We start from the raw sequence: 20,480 nt of genomic DNA, 5'->3' as shown, positions 1-20,480 counted from the left end.
CCACCTCGTCTTATCCGTTGGCGTACACCGTACGGTACACGCTACGCTTGCAAGCCGCCCCCACCGACCCGATCCCCGGAGGTCTGCCCGTGACGACTGCTGACTACGGCTTCATCCAGGTACGCGGAGCCCGCGAGAACAACCTCAAGGACATCAGTCTCGACATCCCGAAGCGTAAGATCACACTCTTCACGGGTGTGTCCGGTTCGGGCAAGTCCTCGCTGGTCTTCGACACCATCGCCGCGGAGTCGCAGCGCCTGATCAACGAGACCTACACCGCCTTCCTGCAGTCGCTGCTGCCCGGCTACGGCCAGCCGGACGTCGACTCGCTGGAGAACCTGTCCGCCGCGATCATCGTCGACCAGAAGCGCCTGGGCGGGAACTCCCGCTCCACCGTCGGCACGGTCACCGACGCGTACTCCATGCTCCGATTGATCTTCGCCCGGCTCGGCTCGCCGCCGGTCGCCAACCCGGGCGTGCTGTCGTTCAACGACCCCAACGGCATGTGCCCGGACTGCGAGGGCCTCGGCGACGTCGCCGCCATCGACGAGGACGCGATCGTCGACCGGGACAAGTCGCTCAACGAGGGCGCGATCCGGCTGTCCGGCTTCAACGTGGACAGCTGGTTCTGGGCGATCATCACCCAGTCCGGCTTCTTCGACAACGACAAGAAACTGCGCGACTACACGCCCGACGAGTGGCACCAGCTCATGTACCTGCCCGAGGCGAAGGTCAAGCTGGCCACCCCGGCGGGCAGCATGAACTCCACCTACGAGGGCCTGGTGCCCAAGTTCAAGCGGCTCTACCTGACCAAGCAGACCGAGACCACCGCAGCCCACATCCGGGCCGCGATCGACCGGATCGCCACCCGGTCCGCCTGCACGGCCTGCGGCGGGGCCCGGCTCAACGCCGCCGCCCTGGCCTGCCGGATCGACGGGCGCAACATCGCCGAGTGCGCCGCGATGGAGGTCGCCGACCTGGCCGCGTTCATCCGCGGCGTCGACGCGCCCACCCTCGCCCCGATGCTCAACTCGCTCGCGGCGCGGCTCGACAACCTCACCCACATCGGGCTCGGCTACCTCAGCCTCAACCGGCCCAGCGCCACCCTGTCCGGCGGCGAGTCGCAGCGGGTGAAGATGGTCCGCCACCTGGGCTCCAGCCTCACCGACATGACGTACGTGTTCGACGAGCCCAGCGTCGGGCTGCACCCGCACGACGTGCACCGGCTCAACGAGCTGCTGGTACGCCTGCGCGACAAGGGCAACACCGTGCTCGTCGTCGAGCACCGGCCCTCGGTCATCGCCATCGCCGACCACGTGGTGGACATGGGCCCGCGCGCCGGGCGTGACGGCGGCCAGGTCGTCTACTCCGGCGACCTGGCCGGGCTGGCCGCCTCCGGCACGCTCACCGGCAACCATCTGAGCCGCCACCAGGCGCTCAAGCCGACGGTGCGTACGGCCACCGGCGAGCTGGTCATCAAGGACGCGGCGCTGCACAACCTCAAGGGCGTCACCGCGTCCATCCCGCAGGGCGTGCTGACCGTGGTCACCGGCGTGGCCGGGTCCGGCAAGAGCTCGCTCATCCAGGGCTGCCTGCCCCGGCACCACCCCGACGCGATCTTCATCGACCAGCGGCCGATCCGCGGCTCGAAACGCTCCACCCCGGCCACGTACACCGGCGTGCTCGACCCGATCCGCAAGGCGTTCGCCAAGGCCAACGGCGTCAACGCGGCCCTGTTCAGCGCGAACTCCAAGGGCGCCTGCCCGCAGTGCCAGGGCATCGGGCTGCTGTACACCGACCTGGCCTTCATGGACCCGGTGGTGAGCACGTGCGAGGCCTGCGACGGCCGGCGCTTCCTGCCCGAGGTCCTCGAACACACGCTGCGCGGGCAGAACATCAGCGACATCCTGCGCATGCAGATCACCGAGGCGGCCTCGTTCTTCACCGAGAAGGCGATCAAGCCGATGGTCACCGCGCTGGTCGACGTCGGCCTCGGCTACCTGACCCTGGGCCAGTCGCTGGACACCCTGTCCGGCGGCGAGCGCCAGCGCCTCAAGCTCGCCACCGAACTGGGCAACAGCTCGCGCGTCTACGTGCTCGACGAGCCCACCACCGGCCTGCACATGAACGACGTCGACAACCTCATCGGCCTGCTGGACCGGCTCGTCGACGGCGGCAGCACGGTCATCGTCATCGAGCACAACCTCGACGTCATCTCCCGCGCCGACTGGATCATCGACATGGGCCCCGGCGCGGGCCACGACGGCGGGCAGGTCGTCTTCGCGGGGACGCCGCACGCGCTGCTGAACAACGAGCACTCGCTGACCGCCGCCCACTTACGCACCCACCTCGCCTAAAGCGCAAGCCCCCAAGGCAAAGGAAGGGCACCTTCTTAACGGACGTCCGTGTAGAAGGTGCCCTTCCTATCGCTTTCAGGGTTGTGGCTGGTCGGAGGGCTCGGGGGGAGGGGGGTCCTCAGCCCGGGGGGCGGTCGCCGCCGCCACGGCCACTGCGGGCACGGGGGCTGCGGGCAGGGCCATGGTCACCCGGCTGTGGCCGAGGTGGGCCGCGGCGGCGGCTTCGTGGTACGCGTCCAGCTCGGCGAGGAACTCCTCGGAGCGGTACAGGGTGCCGTCGACGACCGGGCCCGACCGGCCTTCGAGCACGGCGACCACGTCGTCACCGGTCAGCGTCTTGTGCGTCTCCAGCGCGTGGGCCAGGGCCAGCACGTCGCGGCGGTGCCGGCCGAGCAGCTCGGCGGTGCGGGTCAGCAGGTCGCCGAGCATGTCCTCGATCCGGTCGGCCAGCGCCCGGCGTACCTCGGCCTCGGTGTCCTGGCCCTTCTTGCGCTGCCCACCGCCGGGCGCGCCGACCTCCAGCCGCTTGGCCGTCGAGTACGACGACACGGTGCCGCCCATGCCCCAGTAGCCCTCCATGAACGAGGCGACCGTGGTGGCCGACTCCAGGTCCCCGGACACGCCGGACGAGCTGTCGCCGCCGAAGAACATCCGCTCCCCCGCCAGCGAGGCCAGCGACACGCAGATGTCGGCCTCGTACTCGGTGCGCCACCGGGTGAACTGGTCCTCGGGCGGGATGCTGGCCACCATGCCGAGGTAGTCGCTGCCCTTCTCGATGGTGGCGATGTCGATCTCCATGTGGTGCCGGGTGCGGTACGCGATGACGGCGTGGCAGGCCTCGTGCACCGCGACGGCGTGCCGTTCCCGCTCGATGTACTCGACGTCCTCGGGCGGCCCGAGTTCCTTGAGCTGCTTGGCGCGCATCACGTCACGCCACGCGATGACCTCGCGGCCGTCCCGGATCGCGGTGATCAGCGCCTCGTTGATCAGGTCCTTGATGGTCGCCCCGGTGGCGTACGGCGTGATCGTCGCCAGCTTGTCGACCTCGGCGGCGGTCAGCTCATGGCGCACCTTGCCCAGGTAGCCCTCGTAGGTGCGGACCCGGCCGGCCTTGCTCGGGTAGCCGACCTTGTAGATCCGGTCGATGCGCCCCGGGCGCAGCAGCGCCTCGTCCAGGGCCTCCGGCAGGTTCGTCGCCATCATCACCAGGATCCGGTAGCGCGGCGGCGGCTTGGGGCGCATGCCCAGCACCCGGCGCACGTACCGGTTGACGAAGCCGCGCGGCTTCTTCAGCCCGGACAGCTCGGTGAGCAGGGCCTGCAGGGTGCCCATACCCCCGCCGTTGTTCATGCCCCCGCCCATCACGAACCGGTTGCGCCGCAGCGGCGCGGGAGGCTCCTCGGTCGCGTGCTCGGCCGCCGTGTGCCTGGCCAGCCGCCACTGCGTGTCCGGTGACAGGTAGCCGAAACCGTGGCAGCCCGGCCCGGTGCTGAACACCGGGGTCATGCCGCGCGGGAAGCCGGGGCCGCCCTGGGCGAGCTGGCCGCGGCTGCCGAGCGAGTCGGCCTCGTCGAAGAACACGATCACGCCGCCGTAGCGCAGCGCCAGCTTGCGCAGCTTGCGGAACAGCGACTTCACCTTGAGGATGCCGACGCCCATGAACATGTTGGTGAACGCGCCGGGGTCGACGAACACGTACGGCTTGCCGGTCTCCCCGGCCACCGCCTCGGCCATCAGCGTCTTGCCGGTGCCCGGCGGACCCCACAGCAGCAGGCCGGACGGCACGTAGCCGCCCTTGGCCTCGATCGCGTCGGGCTGCTCCAGGAAGACGATGTTCTCCCGCACCCGGGCCAGCACGTGGTCCTGGCCCCACACGTCGGCGAACCGGGTCTTGATGTCGTCGGGGTAGTACACCTCGACGCCGCCGCGCGACAGGAACCAGAAGATCGCCACGAACTGCATCACGACGACGAACAGCAGGAACACCATCTGCAACACGAACGGCATGAGCGCCCACAGGATCGCCGGGGCCTGGAACAGCGCCAGGACCGGCGAGGTGTCCAGCACGGCGCCGGCCACAAAGGCGAACACCACGATCCAGAAGACCCACTTCAGGATCCGGGCCAGTCGGAACCTGGTCCAGTCGGACAGCCGCCGACGGGAGAAACGCTCCGCGCCGCCGAACACCCGGTGGCTCCAGAACCGGTGGTATCCGGCCCAGTGCTCGCTCACCAGGAAGTGCACCTGCCGCAGCAGTTCCAGCCCGGCCAGGATCAGCAGCCAGCGCGACTCCACCAGGTGGATGCGCACCGCCTCCACGAACGGCATGCCGCCCGGGAAGTCGGCCATCTCCGCCCACACCAGCACCAGCCAGGCGACCGCGAACAGGAACAGGAACTTGATCCGGTCCCAGAACGGCAGCCTCTTGCGCTTGGGCCGCTCGTCCACCCGCGCCGGCTCCCCTGGCGGACGCAGCCCTTCCACCGGCTCGCTCATGCCACGCTCCTCACCGTGAAGGACTGCACGACCACGTCGAGTTCCGCCGCCCGCGTGCGGTAGCACGAGGCCGAGCAGCGCAGGATGAACTGGTACAGCCGCCGCCCGGCGTCGTCGACGTAGACGGTCTGGTCGAACGTCTGCAGCGAGCCGCCGCCGGGGCTGTAGTTGAAGACCGAGCGCACCCCGCGGACCGTGCCCTCGGTCGGCAGGATCTCGTCGGAGACCAGCTCGAAGCCCTGGAACACCGGGTTCGCCGCGTTGTCGGCGCGGGCCGAGTCGGTGACCGGCAGCAGCAGGTCACGGGCCCCGTTCAGGGACACCGCGTTGATCTCGTCCTCGGACAGCCGGCGGACCATGGCGTACACGAACGGCTCGTCGCCGGTGCCGAGGAACAGGTGCAGCGGCTGGGCCGCGATGGACGCGTCGTAGCCGACCGACCAGATCCGCTCCCGCCGCGCCGCCGCGGCCATCGACGCGGGGTCCTCGCCGGACAGCATCCAGTCCATCGCCTCATGCTCGATGCGCTGCCAGCCGTTGGGGACCTTGAAGTACACGCCGTCGTCGGCGTTCTTGACGTAGTCGAATTCCGGCGCCCCGCACCCGCCCAGCACGAGCGCCGCCGTCGTGAGGAGGGCGATCATCGCCGCCCGAATTCCCGCTGCCTGCCGCCTGTCCTTCATGACGCGCCCCCACCGCTGTCGGGCTGTCCTGATCGGTCACTGCTCGCGTGCGGGCGACGACACCTACGGTGGTGTCACCGACCAACACGGTGGCTGTCGGTGCTCCTGTAAGGAGTATGGCGGCGGCACATCCGGGATCAGAATGGCTGCACAGTCGGCAATGTCGACCGCACTACCGATAGCGCGATCGACATACATGCCTGATTATGCTCGTGGCGCGATGAGTCCTTACCGCCGTCGGCCTTGATCGCTCGACTTGCCTGGCACTCGTGCGTATCTTGAACCTCGATACGCCCAGGTGCCAGGCAAGTCGGACGATCTTGCGGCGCGAGCGGCGGCGCGGGGGCGGTCAGCCGAGGTTGGGGCGGAGCCAGCGTTCGACGTCGGCGAGGTCGGCGCCGCGGCGGACGGCGTAGTCCTCGAGCTGGTCGCGGCCGATGCGGCCGACGGTGAAGTAGCGCGAGTCCGGGTGGGCCAGCAGCAGGCCGCTGACGGCGGCGGCGGGGGTCATCGCGTACGACTCGGTCAGGCCCATGCCGATCTTCTCCGCGCCGAGCAGGTCGAACAGCTCCTGCTTGAGGGTGTGGTCGGGGGTGGCCGGGTAGCCGAACGCGGGGCGGATGCCGCGGAAGCGCTCGGCGTGCAGGTCCTCGATGGCCGGGTCGGCGTCGGGCTCGAACCAGTCGCGCCGCGCCTGCAGGTGCAGGTGCTCGGCGAACGCCTCGGCGAGCCGGTCGGCCAGCGCCTTGACCATGATGGCCTTGTAGTCGTCGTGCTCGGCCTCGTAGCGCGCGGCCAGCTCGTCGGCGCCGTGGATGGCGACGGCGAACCCGCCGATGTGGTCGCCGGCCGGGGCCAGGTAGTCGGACAGGCAGCGGTTGGGCCGCCCGGCCGGCTTGACCGTCTGCTGGCGCAGCATCGGCATGCGGGCCTCGCCCTCGACGACGATGTCGTCGCCTTCGGCGTGGGCGGGCCAGAAGCCGTACACCCCGTGGGCGCGCAGCGAACCGTCGGCGATGATCTGGTCGAGCATCGTGTTGGCATCGTCGAACAGCTCGCGTGCCTGCGGACGCTCCAGGATCGCCGGGTACTTGCCCTTCAGTTCCCAGGCCAGGAACAGGAACTGCCAGTCGATCATCTTGCGCAGCTCGGCCAGGTCGGGCGTGACCTCGCGCAGGCCGGTGAAGGCGGGCACGGGCAGCTCGGCGAAGTCGGGCCGCTCGGCGTTGGCCCGCGCCTGGTCCAGGGTCAGCAGCGGCTGCCGGGTCTTGTTCGCGTGCTCGTCACGCAGCCGCGCCTGCTCGACGCGGTTGCTCTCGGCCAGTTCCTCGGCCCGCGCCGGGTCCTGCAGCTGCGACACCACACCGACGACGCGGGAGGCGTCGAGCACGTGCACGGTCGCCGACTCGTACGCCGGGGCGATGCGCACCGCCGTGTGCTGGCGCGACGTGGTGGCCCCGCCGATCAGCAGCGGCAGCTTCAGCCCGCGGCGCTGCATCTCCTGGGCGACCGAGACCATCTCGTCCAGCGACGGGGTGATCAGCCCGGACAGGCCGATCACGTCCGCGCCCTCGGCGATCGCGGTGTCCAGGATCTTCGCCGCGGGCACCATCACGCCGAGGTCGACGACCTCGTAGTTGTTGCAGCCCAGCACGACGCCGACGATGTTCTTGCCGATGTCGTGCACGTCGCCCTTCACCGTGGCGAGCACGACCTTGCCCTGGCCACGGGTGGTCTCGGCCCTGCCCTCGCGGCGGGCCAGCTCCTTCTCGGCCTCCATGTACGGCTCCAGGTAGGCCACCGCGCGCTTCATCACCCGGGCGCTCTTGACCACCTGGGGCAGGAACATCTTGCCCGCGCCGAACAGGTCGCCGACGACCTTCATGCCGTCCATCAGCGGGCCCTCGATGACTTCGAGCGGCCGCGCCGCCTGCTGCCGGGCCTGCTCGGTGTCCTCCTCGATGAAGTCCACGATGCCGTGCACCAGCGCGTGCGACAGCCGCTGCGCCACCGGGGCCTCGCGCCAGGTCAGGTCGGCGACCCGCTTGGTCCCCTCGCCGCTGACCGTGCCCGCGTACGTGACGAGCCGGTCGGTGGCGTCGGGACGCCGGTCGAACAGCACGTCCTCGACGAGGTCGCGCAGCTCGGTGGGGATGTCCTCGTACACGGCGAGCTGTCCGGCGTTGACGATGCCCATGTCGAGCCCGGCGCGGACGGCGTGCAGCAGGAACGCCGAGTGCATGGCCTCGCGCACCACGTCGTTGCCGCGGAACGAGAACGACAGGTTGGAGATGCCGCCGCTGGTGCGCGCCCCCGGGCAGCGTGCCTTGATCAGCGGCAGCGCGTCGATGAACGCCTTGGCGTAGCCGTTGTGCTCGGCGATGCCGGTCGCCACGGCCAGCACGTTCGGGTCGAACACGATGTCCTCGGCGGCGAACCCGGCCTGCTGCGTGAGCAGGTCGTACGCCCGCCCGCAGATGCTGACTTTGCGCTCGACGGTGTCGGCCTGGCCCTGCTCGTCGAAGGCCATCACCACCACGCCCGCGCCGTAGCCCTGGATGCGCCGGGCCTGGTCGAGGAAGACCTCCTCGCCCTCCTTGAGGCTGATCGAGTTGACCACGCCCTTGCCCTGCACGCACTTGAGACCGGCTTCGAGCACCGACCACTTGGAGCTGTCCACCATGATCGGGATGCGGGCCACCTCGGGCTCGGTCGCGATCAGGTTGAGGAACGTGGTCATCGCCAGCTCGCTGTCGAGCAGGTCGGCGTCCATGTTCACGTCGAGCAGGTTGGCCCCGCCGCGCACCTGGTCCAGCGCCACGGCGACCGCGCCCTGGTGGTCGTCGGCCTCGATGAGGCGGCGGAACTTCGCCGAGCCGGTCACGTTGGTGCGCTCGCCGATCATGACGAAGCCGGTGTCCGGGCCGATCGCGAACGGCTCCAGGCCGCTGAACCGGGTGGCCTTCGGCACCTGCGGCACCGCACGCGGCGGCAGCCCCTTGACGGCGGCGGCGACCTGCGCGATGTGCTCGGGCGTGGTGCCGCAGCAGCCGCCCGCGATGTTGACCAGGCCCGCCGTCGCGAACTCGCCCAGCAGCGCGCCGGTCTCCTCCGGCGTCTGGTCGTAGCCGCCGAACGCGTTCGGCAGGCCCGCGTTGGGGTGGCTGGCGTTGTAGACCCCGGCGAGCCGGGACAGCTCCTCCACGTGCGGGCGCATCTCGGTCGCGCCCAGCGAGCAGTTCACGCCGACGACCAGCGGCTCGGCGCGCTCGATGGAGCGCCAGAACGCCTCGACGGTCTGCCCGGACAGGGTGCGGCCGGACAGGTCGACGATGGTCACCGAGATCCACAGCGGCAGCTCGGGCGCGACAGCCCGGGCGGCGGCGATGGCCGCCTTGGCGTTGAGGGTGTCGAAGATCGTCTCGATGAGCAGGATGTCGACGCCGCCCTCGGCCAGCGCGGAGATCTGCTCGGCGTACGTCTCGAAGACCTGGTCGTAGGTGACCGTCCGGTAGGACGGGTCGTCGACGCGGGGGGACAGCGACAGGGTGACGTTGAGCGGGCCGACCGAGCCTGCCACGAAGCGCCCGCCGAACTCGTCGGCGGCCTGCCGGGCCAGCTGCGCACCGCGCAGGTTCATCTCCCGCGCGTACGACTGCAGGCCGTAGTCGGACTGGGCGATGCCGGTCGCGGTGAAGGTGTTCGTGGAGGTGATGTCCGCGCCCGCGGCGAGGTAGCGCCGGTGCACGTCGAGGATCAGGTCGGGCCGGGTCAGGATGAGCACGTCCGGGTTGCCGGTGAGGTCGTGCGGGTGGTCGCCGAAGCGGTCGCCGCGGAAGTCCTCGGGGGTCAGGCGGGCGTTCTGCAGCATGGTGCCCCACGCGCCGTCGAGCACCACGATCCGCTCGTCGAGCAGCGCACGAAGCTCCTGCACGCGGGTGGCGGGGGAAGAAGACCGGCTCAACGCGAACACCTCCGAAAGAACTCTCGGAGGCGCCCTTGCAACGGTGTGTCCAGCCGAGCGTGGCGGGCTGTGCCCGTTGCAGCGCCTCTCGACCTGAACACGAAGTTTACCGTCCGCCCCCCGCGATCGCGATCACGGGCACCGCCCGTGTCCCGGTCTGCGGGACGGCGGCCGCCGTTCGGCCTCGATCGTCCGACTTGCCTGGCACCTGGGCGTATCTTGATCCGCCTTTCGCCCACCTGCCAGGCAAGTCCGATGATCTTGAGCGCCGTCCCGCGATGCGGACGGATCGCCGCGTGAACGCGCGCACCGCGCAGCGCCGAACGCATGCCTCCGTGGCGCATAACGCCGACGGAGGCGTGCGTAGTTCCGGCGGTCCGGTTACGGGGCCGTAGTTCCGGCGGTCCGGTGCGGGGCAAGATCGCTGTTTCGTGTCAGAAAATCTGGTCCGACTGCACTTTTCGACACGAAACGCCGATCATCATGGCCATCCGCCGGGGAGCGGGGGGCGGATGGTGGATCAGGTCAGGGGGCGCAGGGCGTCGACGAGCGGGGTGGTCGGGCGGCCGGCCAGGCGGGACAGGTCGCCGGAGGTCAGCGCGAGCGCGCCGTCGCGGATGTTGCCGTCCAGCGCGACCAGGAAGCCCGCGGTGCCCGCGTCCAGGCCCGCCTCGACGAGCAGGTTCAGGTGCTCCTCGGGCGAGACGCGCCGGTAGACCACGTCGCGGCCGAGCACCGTGGCGAACGCGGCCGCCAGCTCGTCGAAGTCCCAGGCGTGGTCGCCGGACAGCTCGTAGACCGCGTTCTCGTGGCCCGTGCCGGTGAGCGCCGCGGCGATGGCGGCGGCGTAGTCGGCGCGGGTGGCGCTGGCGACCCGGCCGTCGCCGGCGCTGGACAGCACCACGCCGGTGGCGCGGGCCTGGACCAGCGCGGTCGCGTAGTTCTCGGTGTACCAGCCGTCGCGCAGCAGGGTGAACGGCAGCCCCGAGGCGCGTACCGCCTGCTCGGTCGCGACGTGGTCGGGCGCCACCGCGAGCGCGGTCTCGCCCGCGCGCAGCGCGCTGGTGTACGCCAGTCGGGCCACCCCGGCGTTCTGCGCGGCCGCGATCACGGCCTGGTGCTGGGCAACCCGGCGGCCGATCTCGCTGCCGGAGACCAGCAGCAGCGTGTCCCCCTCGGTGAGCGCGGCGGACAGGCTCGCCGGGTCGTCGTAGTCGAACCGCACCACCCGTACGCCCTGCGCGGCGAGGTCGGCGAGCCGGGTCTCGTCACGCGCCCCGGCCACGACCTGCTCGGCGGGGACGCCCCGGTCCAGCAGCGCGGCGACGACGAGCCGTCCGAGCTGCCCCGTAGCCCCGCTGATCACTATCGACATGGCTTCTCCCACACGTGTCGGCGGTCGGGCACGAGGCTCCGGCCGCGAAATCTCCTCAGAAACGGGGATGACTCCCCGGTTTGCCGACCGTAGCACAACCGGGGATGTCTCCCCACTTCGCTATGCTGGACGACATGGCCCCCACCGCCCTGCGCGCCGACGCCGAACGCAACCGCCGCCGGTTGATCGACGCGGCCCTGGCAGTGTTCAGCGAGCGCGGGCTGGACGCGCCGCTCGATGAGATCGCGCGCCGGGCCGGGCTGGGCAACGCCACGCTCTACCGGCACTTCCCCGTCCGGCGCGACCTGATCGCGGCGGTGTACGCCGACACGCTCGCCGAGATCGTCACCGCCGCCGAGCGCGCCGCCGGACACCCGGACGCCTGGACCGGCTTCCACGACCACCTGGTCTACCTGTGCGGTGTGCAGTCGCGGTGCCGGGCGACGTCCGACCTGCTCACCGCGGCGGTGGCCGGGGTGCCAGGGCTCGACGCGCTGCACGAGCGCGCGTACCAGGGGCTGCAACGGCTGATCGAGCGCGCGCAGGCGGCAGGCGAGCTGCGCGCGGACTTCCGGCACGAGGACGTGGTGCTGATCCTGATGGCGAACGCCGGGCTCATCGAGCGCACCGCCGAGGCGGCGCCGACGGCTTGGCGGCGGCAGCTCGCGTACACCCTCGACGGTCTGCGCACCTCCGGCCGCACGCCCGCGCCGCCGAGCCCCGGCGTGGACCGGGTGATGGACGCGATGCGCGAGCGCGGGCGGCGCTTCACCGGCGAGCCGACGGACTGAACTCACTCTTCGTGTTCGCGCGGGACGCCATCGGGCATCGGCGAACCTCGAAATGATTTCGGCACATTCCGAAAGCGTTGCGGTCGCAGGTGATACGGCATAGCCGAATTTGCCTGTATGCATGCCATTGACATCGATCAGACCCTCTGCCTGAATGGACCGAAAGCGTTTTAGATCGTCTTCGGTCGATCGCCCGGTGGCAGCTCACCGCCTGCCGCGAACCACACGCACGGTGACGGTTTCACCGTGCCCGCTCCCCGTTTCCCGCCGATGCGCGTATCCCGGCGCGCCTCGCCGAAAGGACGGCACATGCCCCTCTCCCTCCCCCGCCGCCGCCGATGGCCGGTCATCGTGGTGACCCTGCTGGCCCTCGGCACCGGCGCCCCTGCCTCGGCCGTGCCGGTCGGCGCCCAGGACGGCGCCATCCCGGCCGCCCAGGCCACCCCCGGTCTGGTCTACTCCGGACTGTCCGCCGAGCGCACCGGCGCGTGCGCCGGCATGTACCGCGTCGTCGGCATCAGCTCGACGATGTGCACCCACGGCCCCGACCCGGCTCCGGCCGGGCTGTCGGTCACCCGATCCGTGGCGCCCCTGCCCGCGCGGGCCGCCACCGCGGCGGCTCCCCTCGCGCTGCCGGTGTGCGAGGGTGACGGCACCACCGGCCGCCGCGTCGAGGTGCTGTACGTGCACGGCAGCACCAGCCGCTACAGCCAGTACCTGGAGACGTTCCGGCAGCTCGCCGAGCAGGTCGACGTCATCTTCAACGAGAGCGCCAAGGCCACCGGCGGCGAGCGGCACGTCCGCTACGTCACCGAGACCGTCGGCGGCGCGTGCCGCCCCGTCGTGCGCGACGTGCAGATCGCCGACTCGGCCCTCAACGCCAACGACTGGGCGCCGCTGCTCAACGCGGTCAAGGCCGCCGGTTACTCCCGCACCGACCGCAAGTACCTGCAGTTCGTCGACGCCAACATCTACTGCGGCATCGGCGGCTTCGCCGGGGACACCCGCAAGAGCGACGCCAACCGGTCCAACACCGGGCCGGAGTACGCCCGCGCCGACAACGGCTGCTGGACCGCCGGGGTCGCCGCGCACGAGCTCGGGCACACGCTCGGCGCGGTGAACAACAACGCCCCCAACGCCTCCGGCGCAGCCCACTGCGTCGACGAGTACGACGTCATGTGCTACAAGGACGGCCCGAACGTGGTGCTGCGCTACTCCTGCCCCAGCCAGGCTCTGGACCAGCGGCTGGACTGCAACCACGACGACTACTACCACACCAACCCGCCCGCGGGCAGCTACCTGGCGACCAACTACAACGTCGCCGACAACCTGTTCCTGATCAAGGGTGGTCCCACCAACCCGCCGCCCCCGACGACGAACCTCGCCCTCTCGGCGACGGCGAGCGCCTCCTACACCTCCGCGTGGGAGAGCGTCCTGGCGATCAACGACGGCATCGACCCGCCGTCCTCGAACGACACCGTCAACCGCCGCTGGGGCACCTGGCCCAACACCGGCCAGCAGTGGGCCCAGCTGACCTGGACGGCGGCCCAGTCGGTCCGCGTCGCCGACGTCTACTTCTTCGACGACAACGGCGGCGTACGCCTGCCCGCGTCGTGGAGCCTGCAGTACTGGAACGGCACCGCCTACGTCGCCGTGCCCGGCGCGACCGGCTACCCCGTGGCGGCCAACCAGTACAACCGGGTCACCTTCACCTCGGTCAGCACCACCCGCCTGCGCGTCGTCCTCAACAGCGGCCAAGGCTCGGTAGGCCTGCTCGAAGTCAAGGTCACCAGCTAGCAGCGAAGGAAGGGCACCTTCCAAACCATATTGGTGCGGAGGGTGCCCTTCCTTACCACTCGGCTGTTCGAGCAGGGAGGATGCGCGTGGAAGTCGGTTGGCGGCAGGTGGTCGCGGCGGTGGCCGCGGTCGGGATCGTGCTCGGGATCGTGCTCGGGATCGCCGCCGCGGCGCACGCGCACCGGGGCGTGCTGCCCACCCTGCACCACGACGGCCGGGGCACGGTGTGGCTCACGCTGGCCTGGGACGACGGGCATCCGGTGACCGAACCTGGTCTGGCGATGATGTCGGCTAGCAGTGCCGGCGGGGCGAGCGTGCCGGTCACCGCGCTGCGCCCGCTCGCCCACGATCCGGCGACGCTGCCGCTGCCCGGCGCGCTCGCCGCGGGCGACTGGACGGTCATCGTGGACGTGGCCGCGCCCGGGGTGGGCTACTGCTCCGTCCGATTGCAGGTCGCCGCCGACGGGGTGCCCCAGACGATCGCGTGCGCCACACCGACCGCGGCAACCACCGCGGCACCGGCGGACCCACCTGCCCCGGGACAGCTCCACTGGTTGATCGGAGCAATCGCGGCACTCGCGGCACTCGCGGTCGGCGGCTTCGGCGTGCTCCGGTCCCGCCGCGGCACCGTTAGGCGCTAGGCGCTAGGCGCTAGGCGCTAGGCGCCAAGTGCCAGGTGCCAGGTGCCAGGTGCCGCGATAGACGTTGGCCTATCTGGATGACTTTTTTGCGATCATCTTCATCCAGATAGGCCATCGTCGATGACAAACGAGTGCGGTGCATAAGTAACTTCTATAAGTTCGTGATATGTTTGTTCGTGTGGCGACGACACCGGCTTCCGTATCCGTGGACACCGCTCAGCACGACCTGGCGTTGACCGTGCAGCGGCTGTTCGCGGCGTTGCGGCGGCTGAGCCCGCCCGGCATCAGCCTCAGCGCTGCCGCAACCCTCGCCACCCTCGAGCGCGAGGGTCCGCAGCGGCTCACCGAGCTGGCGGTACGCGAGGGCGTCACCCAGCCTGCGATGACCCAGATCGTCACCCGGCTGGAGCGCGACGCGCTGGCCGCCCGGACCGCCGACGCCGCCGACCGCCGGGTGGTCCTCGTGGAGATCACGCAAGGCGGACGGGACCTGCTGCGCCACCGCCGTGACGTACGCGCCGAACGCGTCGCCGCACTGCTGGCCCAGCTCGACCCCGCCGACCGTGCCGCCATCGAGGCGGCCCTGCCCGCGCTCGGCCGGCTCGCCGACCACGCCGCCACCGCCTGACCAGGGCGCGTGCCGCCCGATCGCGACGGCTGCCGCCCGGTCCCGCCAAGCACAGCTCCGACACCCGAAGGCACTCCTCATGACCAGTCATGACGCCCGCTACAAATGGGTCGCCCTGTCCAACACCACGCTCGGCATGCTGATCGCCACGATCAACTCCTCGATCGTGCTGATCTCGCTTCCGGCGATCTTCAACGGGGTGGGCCTCAATCCGCTGCAGCCCGGCAACGTCGGCTACCTGCTCTGGATGCTGATGGGTTACATGCTGGTCACCGCGGTCCTGGTGGTCACCCTCGGCCGGCTGGGCGACATCTACGGCCGGGTACGCATCTACAACCTCGGCTTCGCGATCTTCGCGGTCACCTCGGTCATCCTCGCCCTGGACCCCTTCACCGGCGGGGCCGGCGCGCTGTGGCTGATCGGCTGGCGGGTGGTGCAGGCCGTCGGCGGCGCGATGCTGATGGCCACCTCCGCCGCGATCATCACCGACGCGTTCCCGGCCCGCCAGCGCGGCACGGCGCTGGGCATCAACGTGGTGGCCGCCATCGCCGGCTCGTTCATCGGCCTGGTGCTGGGCGGCCTGCTGGCCGAGTGGAACTGGCGCTCCGTCTTCTGGGTGAACGTGCCCATCGCGGCGGTCGGCACCGTCTGGGCGTACCGGTCGCTGCGCGACAACGGCGAGCGCCGCCCCGGCCGCATCGACTGGTGGGGCAACGTCACCTTCGCCGCGGGCCTGACCATGCTGCTGGCCGCGATCACGTACGGCATCCAGCCCTACGGCGGCCACCCGATGGGCTGGACGAACCCGTGGATCATCGCCGGGCTGACCGGCGGCGTGCTGCTGCTGGCGCTGTTCGGCCTCATCGAAACCCGGGTCGCCGAGCCGATGTTCCCGCTGCAGCTGTTCCGCATCGCGGCGTTCACCGGCGGCAACGTCGCCAGCCTGCTCGGCTCGATCGCCCGGGGCGGCCTGCAGTTCATGCTGATCATCTGGTTGCAGGGCATCTGGCTGCCGCTGCACGGTTACGACTACGAGGCGACCCCGCTGTGGGCGGGCATCTACCTGCTGCCGCTGACCGTCGGCTTCCTGGCCGCGGGCCCGCTGTCCGGCGCGCTGTCGGACCGGTTCGGGCCCCGGCGGTTCGCCGCGGGCGGCCTGCTGCTCATGTCGGTCTCGTTCGCCCTGCTGCTGCTGGTCCCGACGGACTTCCACTACGGCGTGTTCGCCGCCCTGGTGTTCCTGAACGGTTTCGGCGGCGGGCTGTTCTCCGCGCCGAACACCTCGCTGATCATGTCCAGCGTGCCGGCCCACCTGCGCGGTGTCGCCTCCGGAATGCGCGCCACCTTCCAGAACGCCGGCATGGTGCTGTCCATTGGCGTCTTCTTCTCGCTGATGGTGGCCGGGCTCGCCCGCTCGCTGCCGGCGGCGCTGGACGCCGGGCTCACCGCCCAGGGCGTGCCGGCCGGGGCAGCCCACACGGTGTCGCAGCTGCCGCCGGTCGGCACCCTGTTCGCCGCGTTCCTGGGCTACAACCCGATCCAGGAGCTGCTCGGCCCGCAGGTGCTCGGCGCGCTGCCCGCGGCGAACGCCGCCGCGCTGACCGACCGCCAGTTCTTCCCGGACCTGATCTCCGGCCCGTTCCACGACGGCCTGGTCATCGTGTTCTGGCTGGCCATCGTGATGGGCGTGCTCGGCGCGGTCGCCTCGCTGGCCGGGCCGCGCCGGCGCGCCCCCGCCGGGGAGCCCGACGCCGAGGAGGTGCTCGACGAGCTGTACGGCGCGCAGCCGCTGAACCCGGTGCCGGTCACCGAGCCCGCGAACCGGTGACCCTGCCGGACTGATCTGTTAACGACCCGCGTCCGCGGTCGTCGGATCCGGACGAAGTCGCGCTGGTCGGCAGGGCGGCACGACGGGTCGCCGCCCGTCCCGCACGGACGGTTGATCGCGGTGGGCCGATCGGCGCTTATCCTGAGCGGCCCGCAGGCTTACCGTGTGGGGCATGACGGCGTACCGCAGCGGGCCTCCGGCGGCGCGGAGCGCGGCTGTGCTGCTGGTGCTCGCCCTCTCGGCGTGCGGCTGGCCGACGGCCGGGCCTGACCCTGCCCCGAGCTGCGCCGCGCCGGTGCGCTGCGTGACTGTCGGCGGCCTGGCCACCACGGTGGCGTTCAGCCCGGACGGGGCCCGGTACGCCGTGGGCGGGTTCGGGGCGCTGCACGTGTTCGACACCGCCTCCGGCGCGACCCTCGCCACCATGCCGGTGCGCGACTTCGAACCGATCTCCCACCTGGTGTTCAGCCCCGACGGCAGCCGCCTGGCGACGCCCGTCGACGGCGGCGTACGGCTGTGGGACACCACCACCGGCCGGCCCGCCGGCACCCTGACCGGGCACGCCCGCATCCCCATGGACCTGGCTTTCAGCCCCGACGGCGCGATGATGGCCGGGGCGGGCCACAACGGCGTGATCCGGCTGTGGAACGTCGGGACGAACAAGACCGTCGCGGTGCTGACCGGGCACACCGACTGGGTGGGCGCGGTCGTGTTCAGCCCGGACGGCGCCACCCTGGCCTCAGCGGGCAAGGACGGCGTGATCCGGCTGTGGGCGGTGGCGACCGGCCGGGTCACCGCGTCGCTGACCGGACATGACGGCCCGGTGCAGGACCTGGCGTTCGCCCCCGGCGGCAAACTGCTGGCCAGCGGCGGGGACGACGGCACGGTGCGGATCTGGGACGTGACCGGCGGGGCCGCGCCGTACGTGCTGTCCGGGCACGACGGGGTGGTGCACGCGGTGGCCTACAGCGCGGACGGCACGACCGTGGCCAGCGGTGGCTGGGACGGCACCGTGCGGTTGTGGCGGCTGTCCGATCACGCGCAGGCCGGGCTGCTACCGGGCTGGATCCGTGACGCGGACGGCCGGATGGGCGCGGTCTCCGGCGTCGCCGTCAGCCCCGACGGGCACACCGTGGCGGTGGCCGACGGCGCGGACCGAGTCCGCCTGTGGCCGGTCTGACCGGATCCGATGCCGCCGGGCTGACCGCACGGCACCCGGTCCATGGCCTGAGGACGTGACACGCCGGGGAGCCCCGCTCGGCTCCCCGGCGTGAGTCACGGAGTGGGATAACCCGGGCGCGCCGCCTTTCCACGTGCGACGCGCCCGGCCCCCACCGACATCAACCGAGCCCGTTGCGCCCGATGACGCCGGCAAACCAGCGGGCACTGTCCTTCGGAGTGCGCCGCTGGGTGTCGTAGTCGACATGCACGATGCCGAAGCGTTTGCCGTAACCGTATGCCCACTCGTAATTGTCCAACAGCGACCATGCAAGATATCCACGCATGTCCGCTCCCTCGGACAGGGCCGCGTGCACGGCCCGCAGATGCCCGTCGAGGTACGCGATCCGGTCGGTGTCGGCCACCCGGCCCCCGTCGAGCACGTCGTCGTACGCGGCGCCGTTCTCGGTGATCATCAGCGGGGTGCCGGGATAGTCCGTGGCCAACCGCATCAGCAGCTCGTACAGCGCGGTCGCGTCCACCGGCCAGCCCATCGCGGTGACCGGCAGGTCCTGCTGCACGTACTCGCAGCCCTCGCTGCCGGGGTTGGCCGGCCCGCAGTCGACGCCGACCCCGGCCCGCACCCGCGACGGCTGGTAGAAGTTGACCCCCAGCAGGTCGATCGGCGACCCGATGACGTCCTCGTCGCCGGCCCGGACCTGCTCGTCGACCCCGAACCGGGCGAACAGCGCCCGCATGTCCTGCGGGTAGCCGCCGCGCAGCGTCGGGTCCAGGAAGATCCGGTTGTGCAGCCCGTCGATGTGCCGCACCGCCGCGAGGTCGTGCGCATCGTTCGGGTCGACCGGGCGTACGCAGGCCAGGTTCAGCGTCAGCGACACCTCGCGCGCGCCGCCCGCCCGCAGCGCCTGCACGGACAGGCCGTGCCCGAGCAGCAGGTGGTGCACCGCCGACAGCGCGGCGGCCGGGTCCTGGCGGCCCGGGGCGTGATCCCCGCTGCCGTACCCGAGGAACGCCGAGCACCACGGCTCGTTGAGCGTCGTCCAGGTCCGCACCCGGTCCCCCAACCGGCCGATCGTCGCGGCGGCCAGGTCGGCCAGGTAGTACGCGGTGTCGCGGTTGGTCCAGCCGCCGCGGTCCTCGAGGACCTGGGGCAGGTCCCAGTGGTAGAGGGTGACCATGGGGTCGATGCCCTTGTCGAGCAGTTCGTCGACGAGGCGGTCGTAGAAGTCCAGGCCGCGGGCGTTGACCGGGCCGGAGCCGTCGGGTTTGATGCGCGGCCAGGCGACCGAGAACCGGTAGGTGCCCAGGCCGAGCTGCTTCATCAGCGCGACGTCGTCGCGGTAGCGGTGGTAGTGGTCGCAGGCGACGTCACCGGAGTGCCCGTGGAAGACCTTTCCGGGGGTACGCGCGTAGGTGTCCCAGATGGAGGGCGTCCGGCCGTCCTCGGTGGCGGCTCCCTCGATCTGGTACGACGCGGTCGCCGCTCCCCAGCGGAATCCTTCGGGGAACCTGAGCCCGGACAGCTCGTCCAGCCGCCGGTCGGGCGCTACCGCGGTCACGACTTCACCGCACCCTGCATGATTCCTCCGATGATGTACTTGCCGAGCAGCGCGAACACGACCAGCAGCGGCACGGTGGCGATCGCGGTCCCGGTCAGCGACAGTGAGTAGTCCTGGATGTAGCCGCTGGCCAGGGTCGACAGCGCGGTCTGCACCGTCGGATCCTCGGGGGTGAGGACCACGAGGGGCCAGAAGAAGTCGTTCCAGGCCGTCATGAACGTGAGCATGCCGAGCACCGCCGCGGCCGGCTTGGAGGCCGGGAGCACGACATGCCAGAAGATCCGCAGCGTGTGGCAGCCATCGACGCGAGCGGCCTCGATCAGCTCGCTGGGCACGGCTTCGCGCAGGAACTGGGTCATGAAGAACACGCCGAACGCGGTGACCAGGCCGGGTGCGACGACGGCGTACATGGTGCCGGTCCACTCGATCTTGGCCATGAGCATGTACAGCGGGATGATGCCCAGCTGCGTCGGGACCATCATGGTCGCGATGAGCATGACCAGCATCGCGTTGCGGCCCTTGAAGTTCAGCTTCGCGAACGAGAACCCGGCCAGGGTCGAGAACAGCACCACGCTGATCGTGATCGCGATCGACACGACGAACGAGTTGGTCAGCGCCTTGGCGAAGTCGACGGTCCCGAAGGCGCGTTCGAGGTTGGCGAACAGGTTCGGGCCGATGCCCAGCGGCGGCGGGACCTGCCCGAGGATGCCGTTGTCGTGCGAGGCGACGACCAGCGACCAGTACAGCGGGAACCCGGAGAACAGCGCGAGCCCGGCCAACGCGAGGTAGGTGAGCTTGCCGGGACGGCGGTCAGCCATGAACGACCGCCTACGACGCCGGTGCACCTGCGGCTCGGCCGCCACGGCGGCGGCTGTGCGAGCAGGCGCAGAGCCGGTGAGAGGTGTCGTCGTGGTCATGAGGACCTCCGCAGGCGGCTGGTCAGGAAGTAGTTGATCGCCGCGACGATCACGATGATGCCGAACATCGCCCACGCCGCGGTCGAGGCGTAACCGAAGTCGAACCGCGAGAACGCCACCTCGTAGAGATAGAGGGAAAGCGTCTGGAACTGCCGGTCCGAACCGCCGGTGACACTCGCTCCGCCGAACAGCAGCGGTTCGGCCAGGACCTGCATACCGCCGATCGTCGACACGATCACCGTGAAGATGATGGTCGGGCGGATCG

Annotated in this window: 13 protein-coding genes and 1 pseudogene; 7 read left to right on the top strand and 7 right to left on the bottom strand. The window is 70.8% G+C overall.

Annotation, left to right across the window (positions count from 1 at the left end):
- Positions 1 to 89 precede the first annotated feature (89 nt).
- Positions 90 to 2,357 carry an ATP-binding cassette domain-containing protein gene (locus tag F6W97_RS17775; RefSeq protein WP_155371481.1) on the top strand — a complete coding sequence of 756 codons (2,268 nt, stop codon included), beginning with the start codon at positions 90 to 92 and terminating at the stop codon, positions 2,355 to 2,357.
- Between the two features lie 75 nt (positions 2,358 to 2,432).
- Here the strand turns inward: F6W97_RS17775 and F6W97_RS17770 are convergent, their stop codons facing one another.
- The 4 genes from F6W97_RS17770 to F6W97_RS17755 all read right to left on the bottom strand — a co-directional run bounded on the left by F6W97_RS17770 (position 2,433) and on the right by F6W97_RS17755 (position 10,875).
- A complete protein-coding gene (locus F6W97_RS17770; RefSeq protein ID WP_155371480.1) occupies positions 2,433 to 4,853 on the bottom strand; it encodes an AAA family ATPase in 2,421 nt (806 codons plus the stop codon).
- Positions 4,850 to 5,497: a hypothetical protein gene (locus F6W97_RS17765; protein WP_155371479.1), complete on the bottom strand. Its 648-nt coding sequence runs from the start codon at positions 5,495 to 5,497 to the stop codon at positions 4,850 to 4,852. The genes F6W97_RS17770 and F6W97_RS17765 overlap by 4 nt, the downstream gene beginning before the upstream one ends.
- A gap of 388 nt (positions 5,498 to 5,885) precedes the next feature.
- A complete protein-coding gene (gene metH, locus F6W97_RS17760) occupies positions 5,886 to 9,500 on the bottom strand; it encodes a methionine synthase (protein WP_230686773.1) in 3,615 nt (1,204 codons plus the stop codon).
- A gap of 520 nt (positions 9,501 to 10,020) precedes the next feature.
- Positions 10,021 to 10,875, bottom strand: a complete 855-nt coding sequence (locus F6W97_RS17755) for an SDR family oxidoreductase (protein ID WP_155371478.1) — start codon at positions 10,873 to 10,875, stop codon at positions 10,021 to 10,023.
- A gap of 134 nt (positions 10,876 to 11,009) precedes the next feature.
- On the opposite strand from F6W97_RS17755, the gene F6W97_RS17750 reads away from it, so the two are divergent.
- The 6 genes from F6W97_RS17750 (at position 11,010) to F6W97_RS17725 (ending at position 17,740) form a co-directional block, all read left to right on the top strand.
- Positions 11,010 to 11,666 (top strand): TetR/AcrR family transcriptional regulator, encoded by a 657-nt coding sequence (locus tag F6W97_RS17750; protein ID WP_196279201.1) that lies wholly within the window; start codon positions 11,010 to 11,012, stop codon positions 11,664 to 11,666.
- A gap of 309 nt (positions 11,667 to 11,975) precedes the next feature.
- Entirely contained in the window at positions 11,976 to 13,463 is a 1,488-nt protein-coding gene (locus tag F6W97_RS40770; protein WP_230686772.1) for a hypothetical protein, read from the top strand.
- Positions 13,464 to 13,549: 86 nt separating this feature from the next.
- A complete protein-coding gene (locus F6W97_RS17740; RefSeq protein WP_155371476.1) occupies positions 13,550 to 14,104 on the top strand; it encodes a hypothetical protein in 555 nt (184 codons plus the stop codon).
- A gap of 178 nt (positions 14,105 to 14,282) precedes the next feature.
- Complete coding sequence (locus F6W97_RS17735; RefSeq protein ID WP_230686771.1) at positions 14,283 to 14,732, top strand: MarR family transcriptional regulator; 450 nt, start codon at positions 14,283 to 14,285, stop codon at positions 14,730 to 14,732.
- A 79-nt stretch (positions 14,733 to 14,811) separates the two neighbouring features.
- Positions 14,812 to 16,560, top strand: coding sequence for an MFS transporter (locus F6W97_RS17730; protein WP_155371474.1), 1,749 nt, complete (start codon positions 14,812 to 14,814; stop codon positions 16,558 to 16,560).
- Positions 16,561 to 16,732: 172 nt separating this feature from the next.
- Positions 16,733 to 17,740, top strand: a complete 1,008-nt coding sequence (locus F6W97_RS17725) for a WD40 repeat domain-containing protein (protein WP_155371473.1) — start codon at positions 16,733 to 16,735, stop codon at positions 17,738 to 17,740.
- Positions 17,741 to 17,900: 160 nt separating this feature from the next.
- Here F6W97_RS17725 and F6W97_RS17720 read toward each other — a convergent pair whose 3' ends face one another.
- The 3 genes and pseudogenes from F6W97_RS17720 to F6W97_RS17710 form a co-directional block, all read right to left on the bottom strand.
- Positions 17,901 to 19,262 (bottom strand): GH1 family beta-glucosidase, encoded by a 1,362-nt coding sequence (locus F6W97_RS17720; RefSeq protein ID WP_155371611.1) that lies wholly within the window; start codon positions 19,260 to 19,262, stop codon positions 17,901 to 17,903.
- A 32-nt stretch (positions 19,263 to 19,294) separates the two neighbouring features.
- Positions 19,295 to 20,116 (bottom strand): carbohydrate ABC transporter permease, encoded by an 822-nt coding sequence (locus F6W97_RS17715; protein ID WP_155371472.1) that lies wholly within the window; start codon positions 20,114 to 20,116, stop codon positions 19,295 to 19,297.
- Between the two features lie 95 nt (positions 20,117 to 20,211).
- Positions 20,212 to 20,480: pseudogene (locus F6W97_RS17710) on the bottom strand (sugar ABC transporter permease); the annotation flags it as partial.

Origin of the sequence: Catellatospora vulcania (assembly GCF_009720385.1) — a bacterium.
GTDB lineage: Bacteria > Actinomycetota > Actinomycetes > Mycobacteriales > Micromonosporaceae > Catellatospora > Catellatospora vulcania.
The sequence above is the reverse complement of the archived record's forward strand: the minus strand, read 5'-3'. Positions and strand labels throughout refer to the sequence as shown.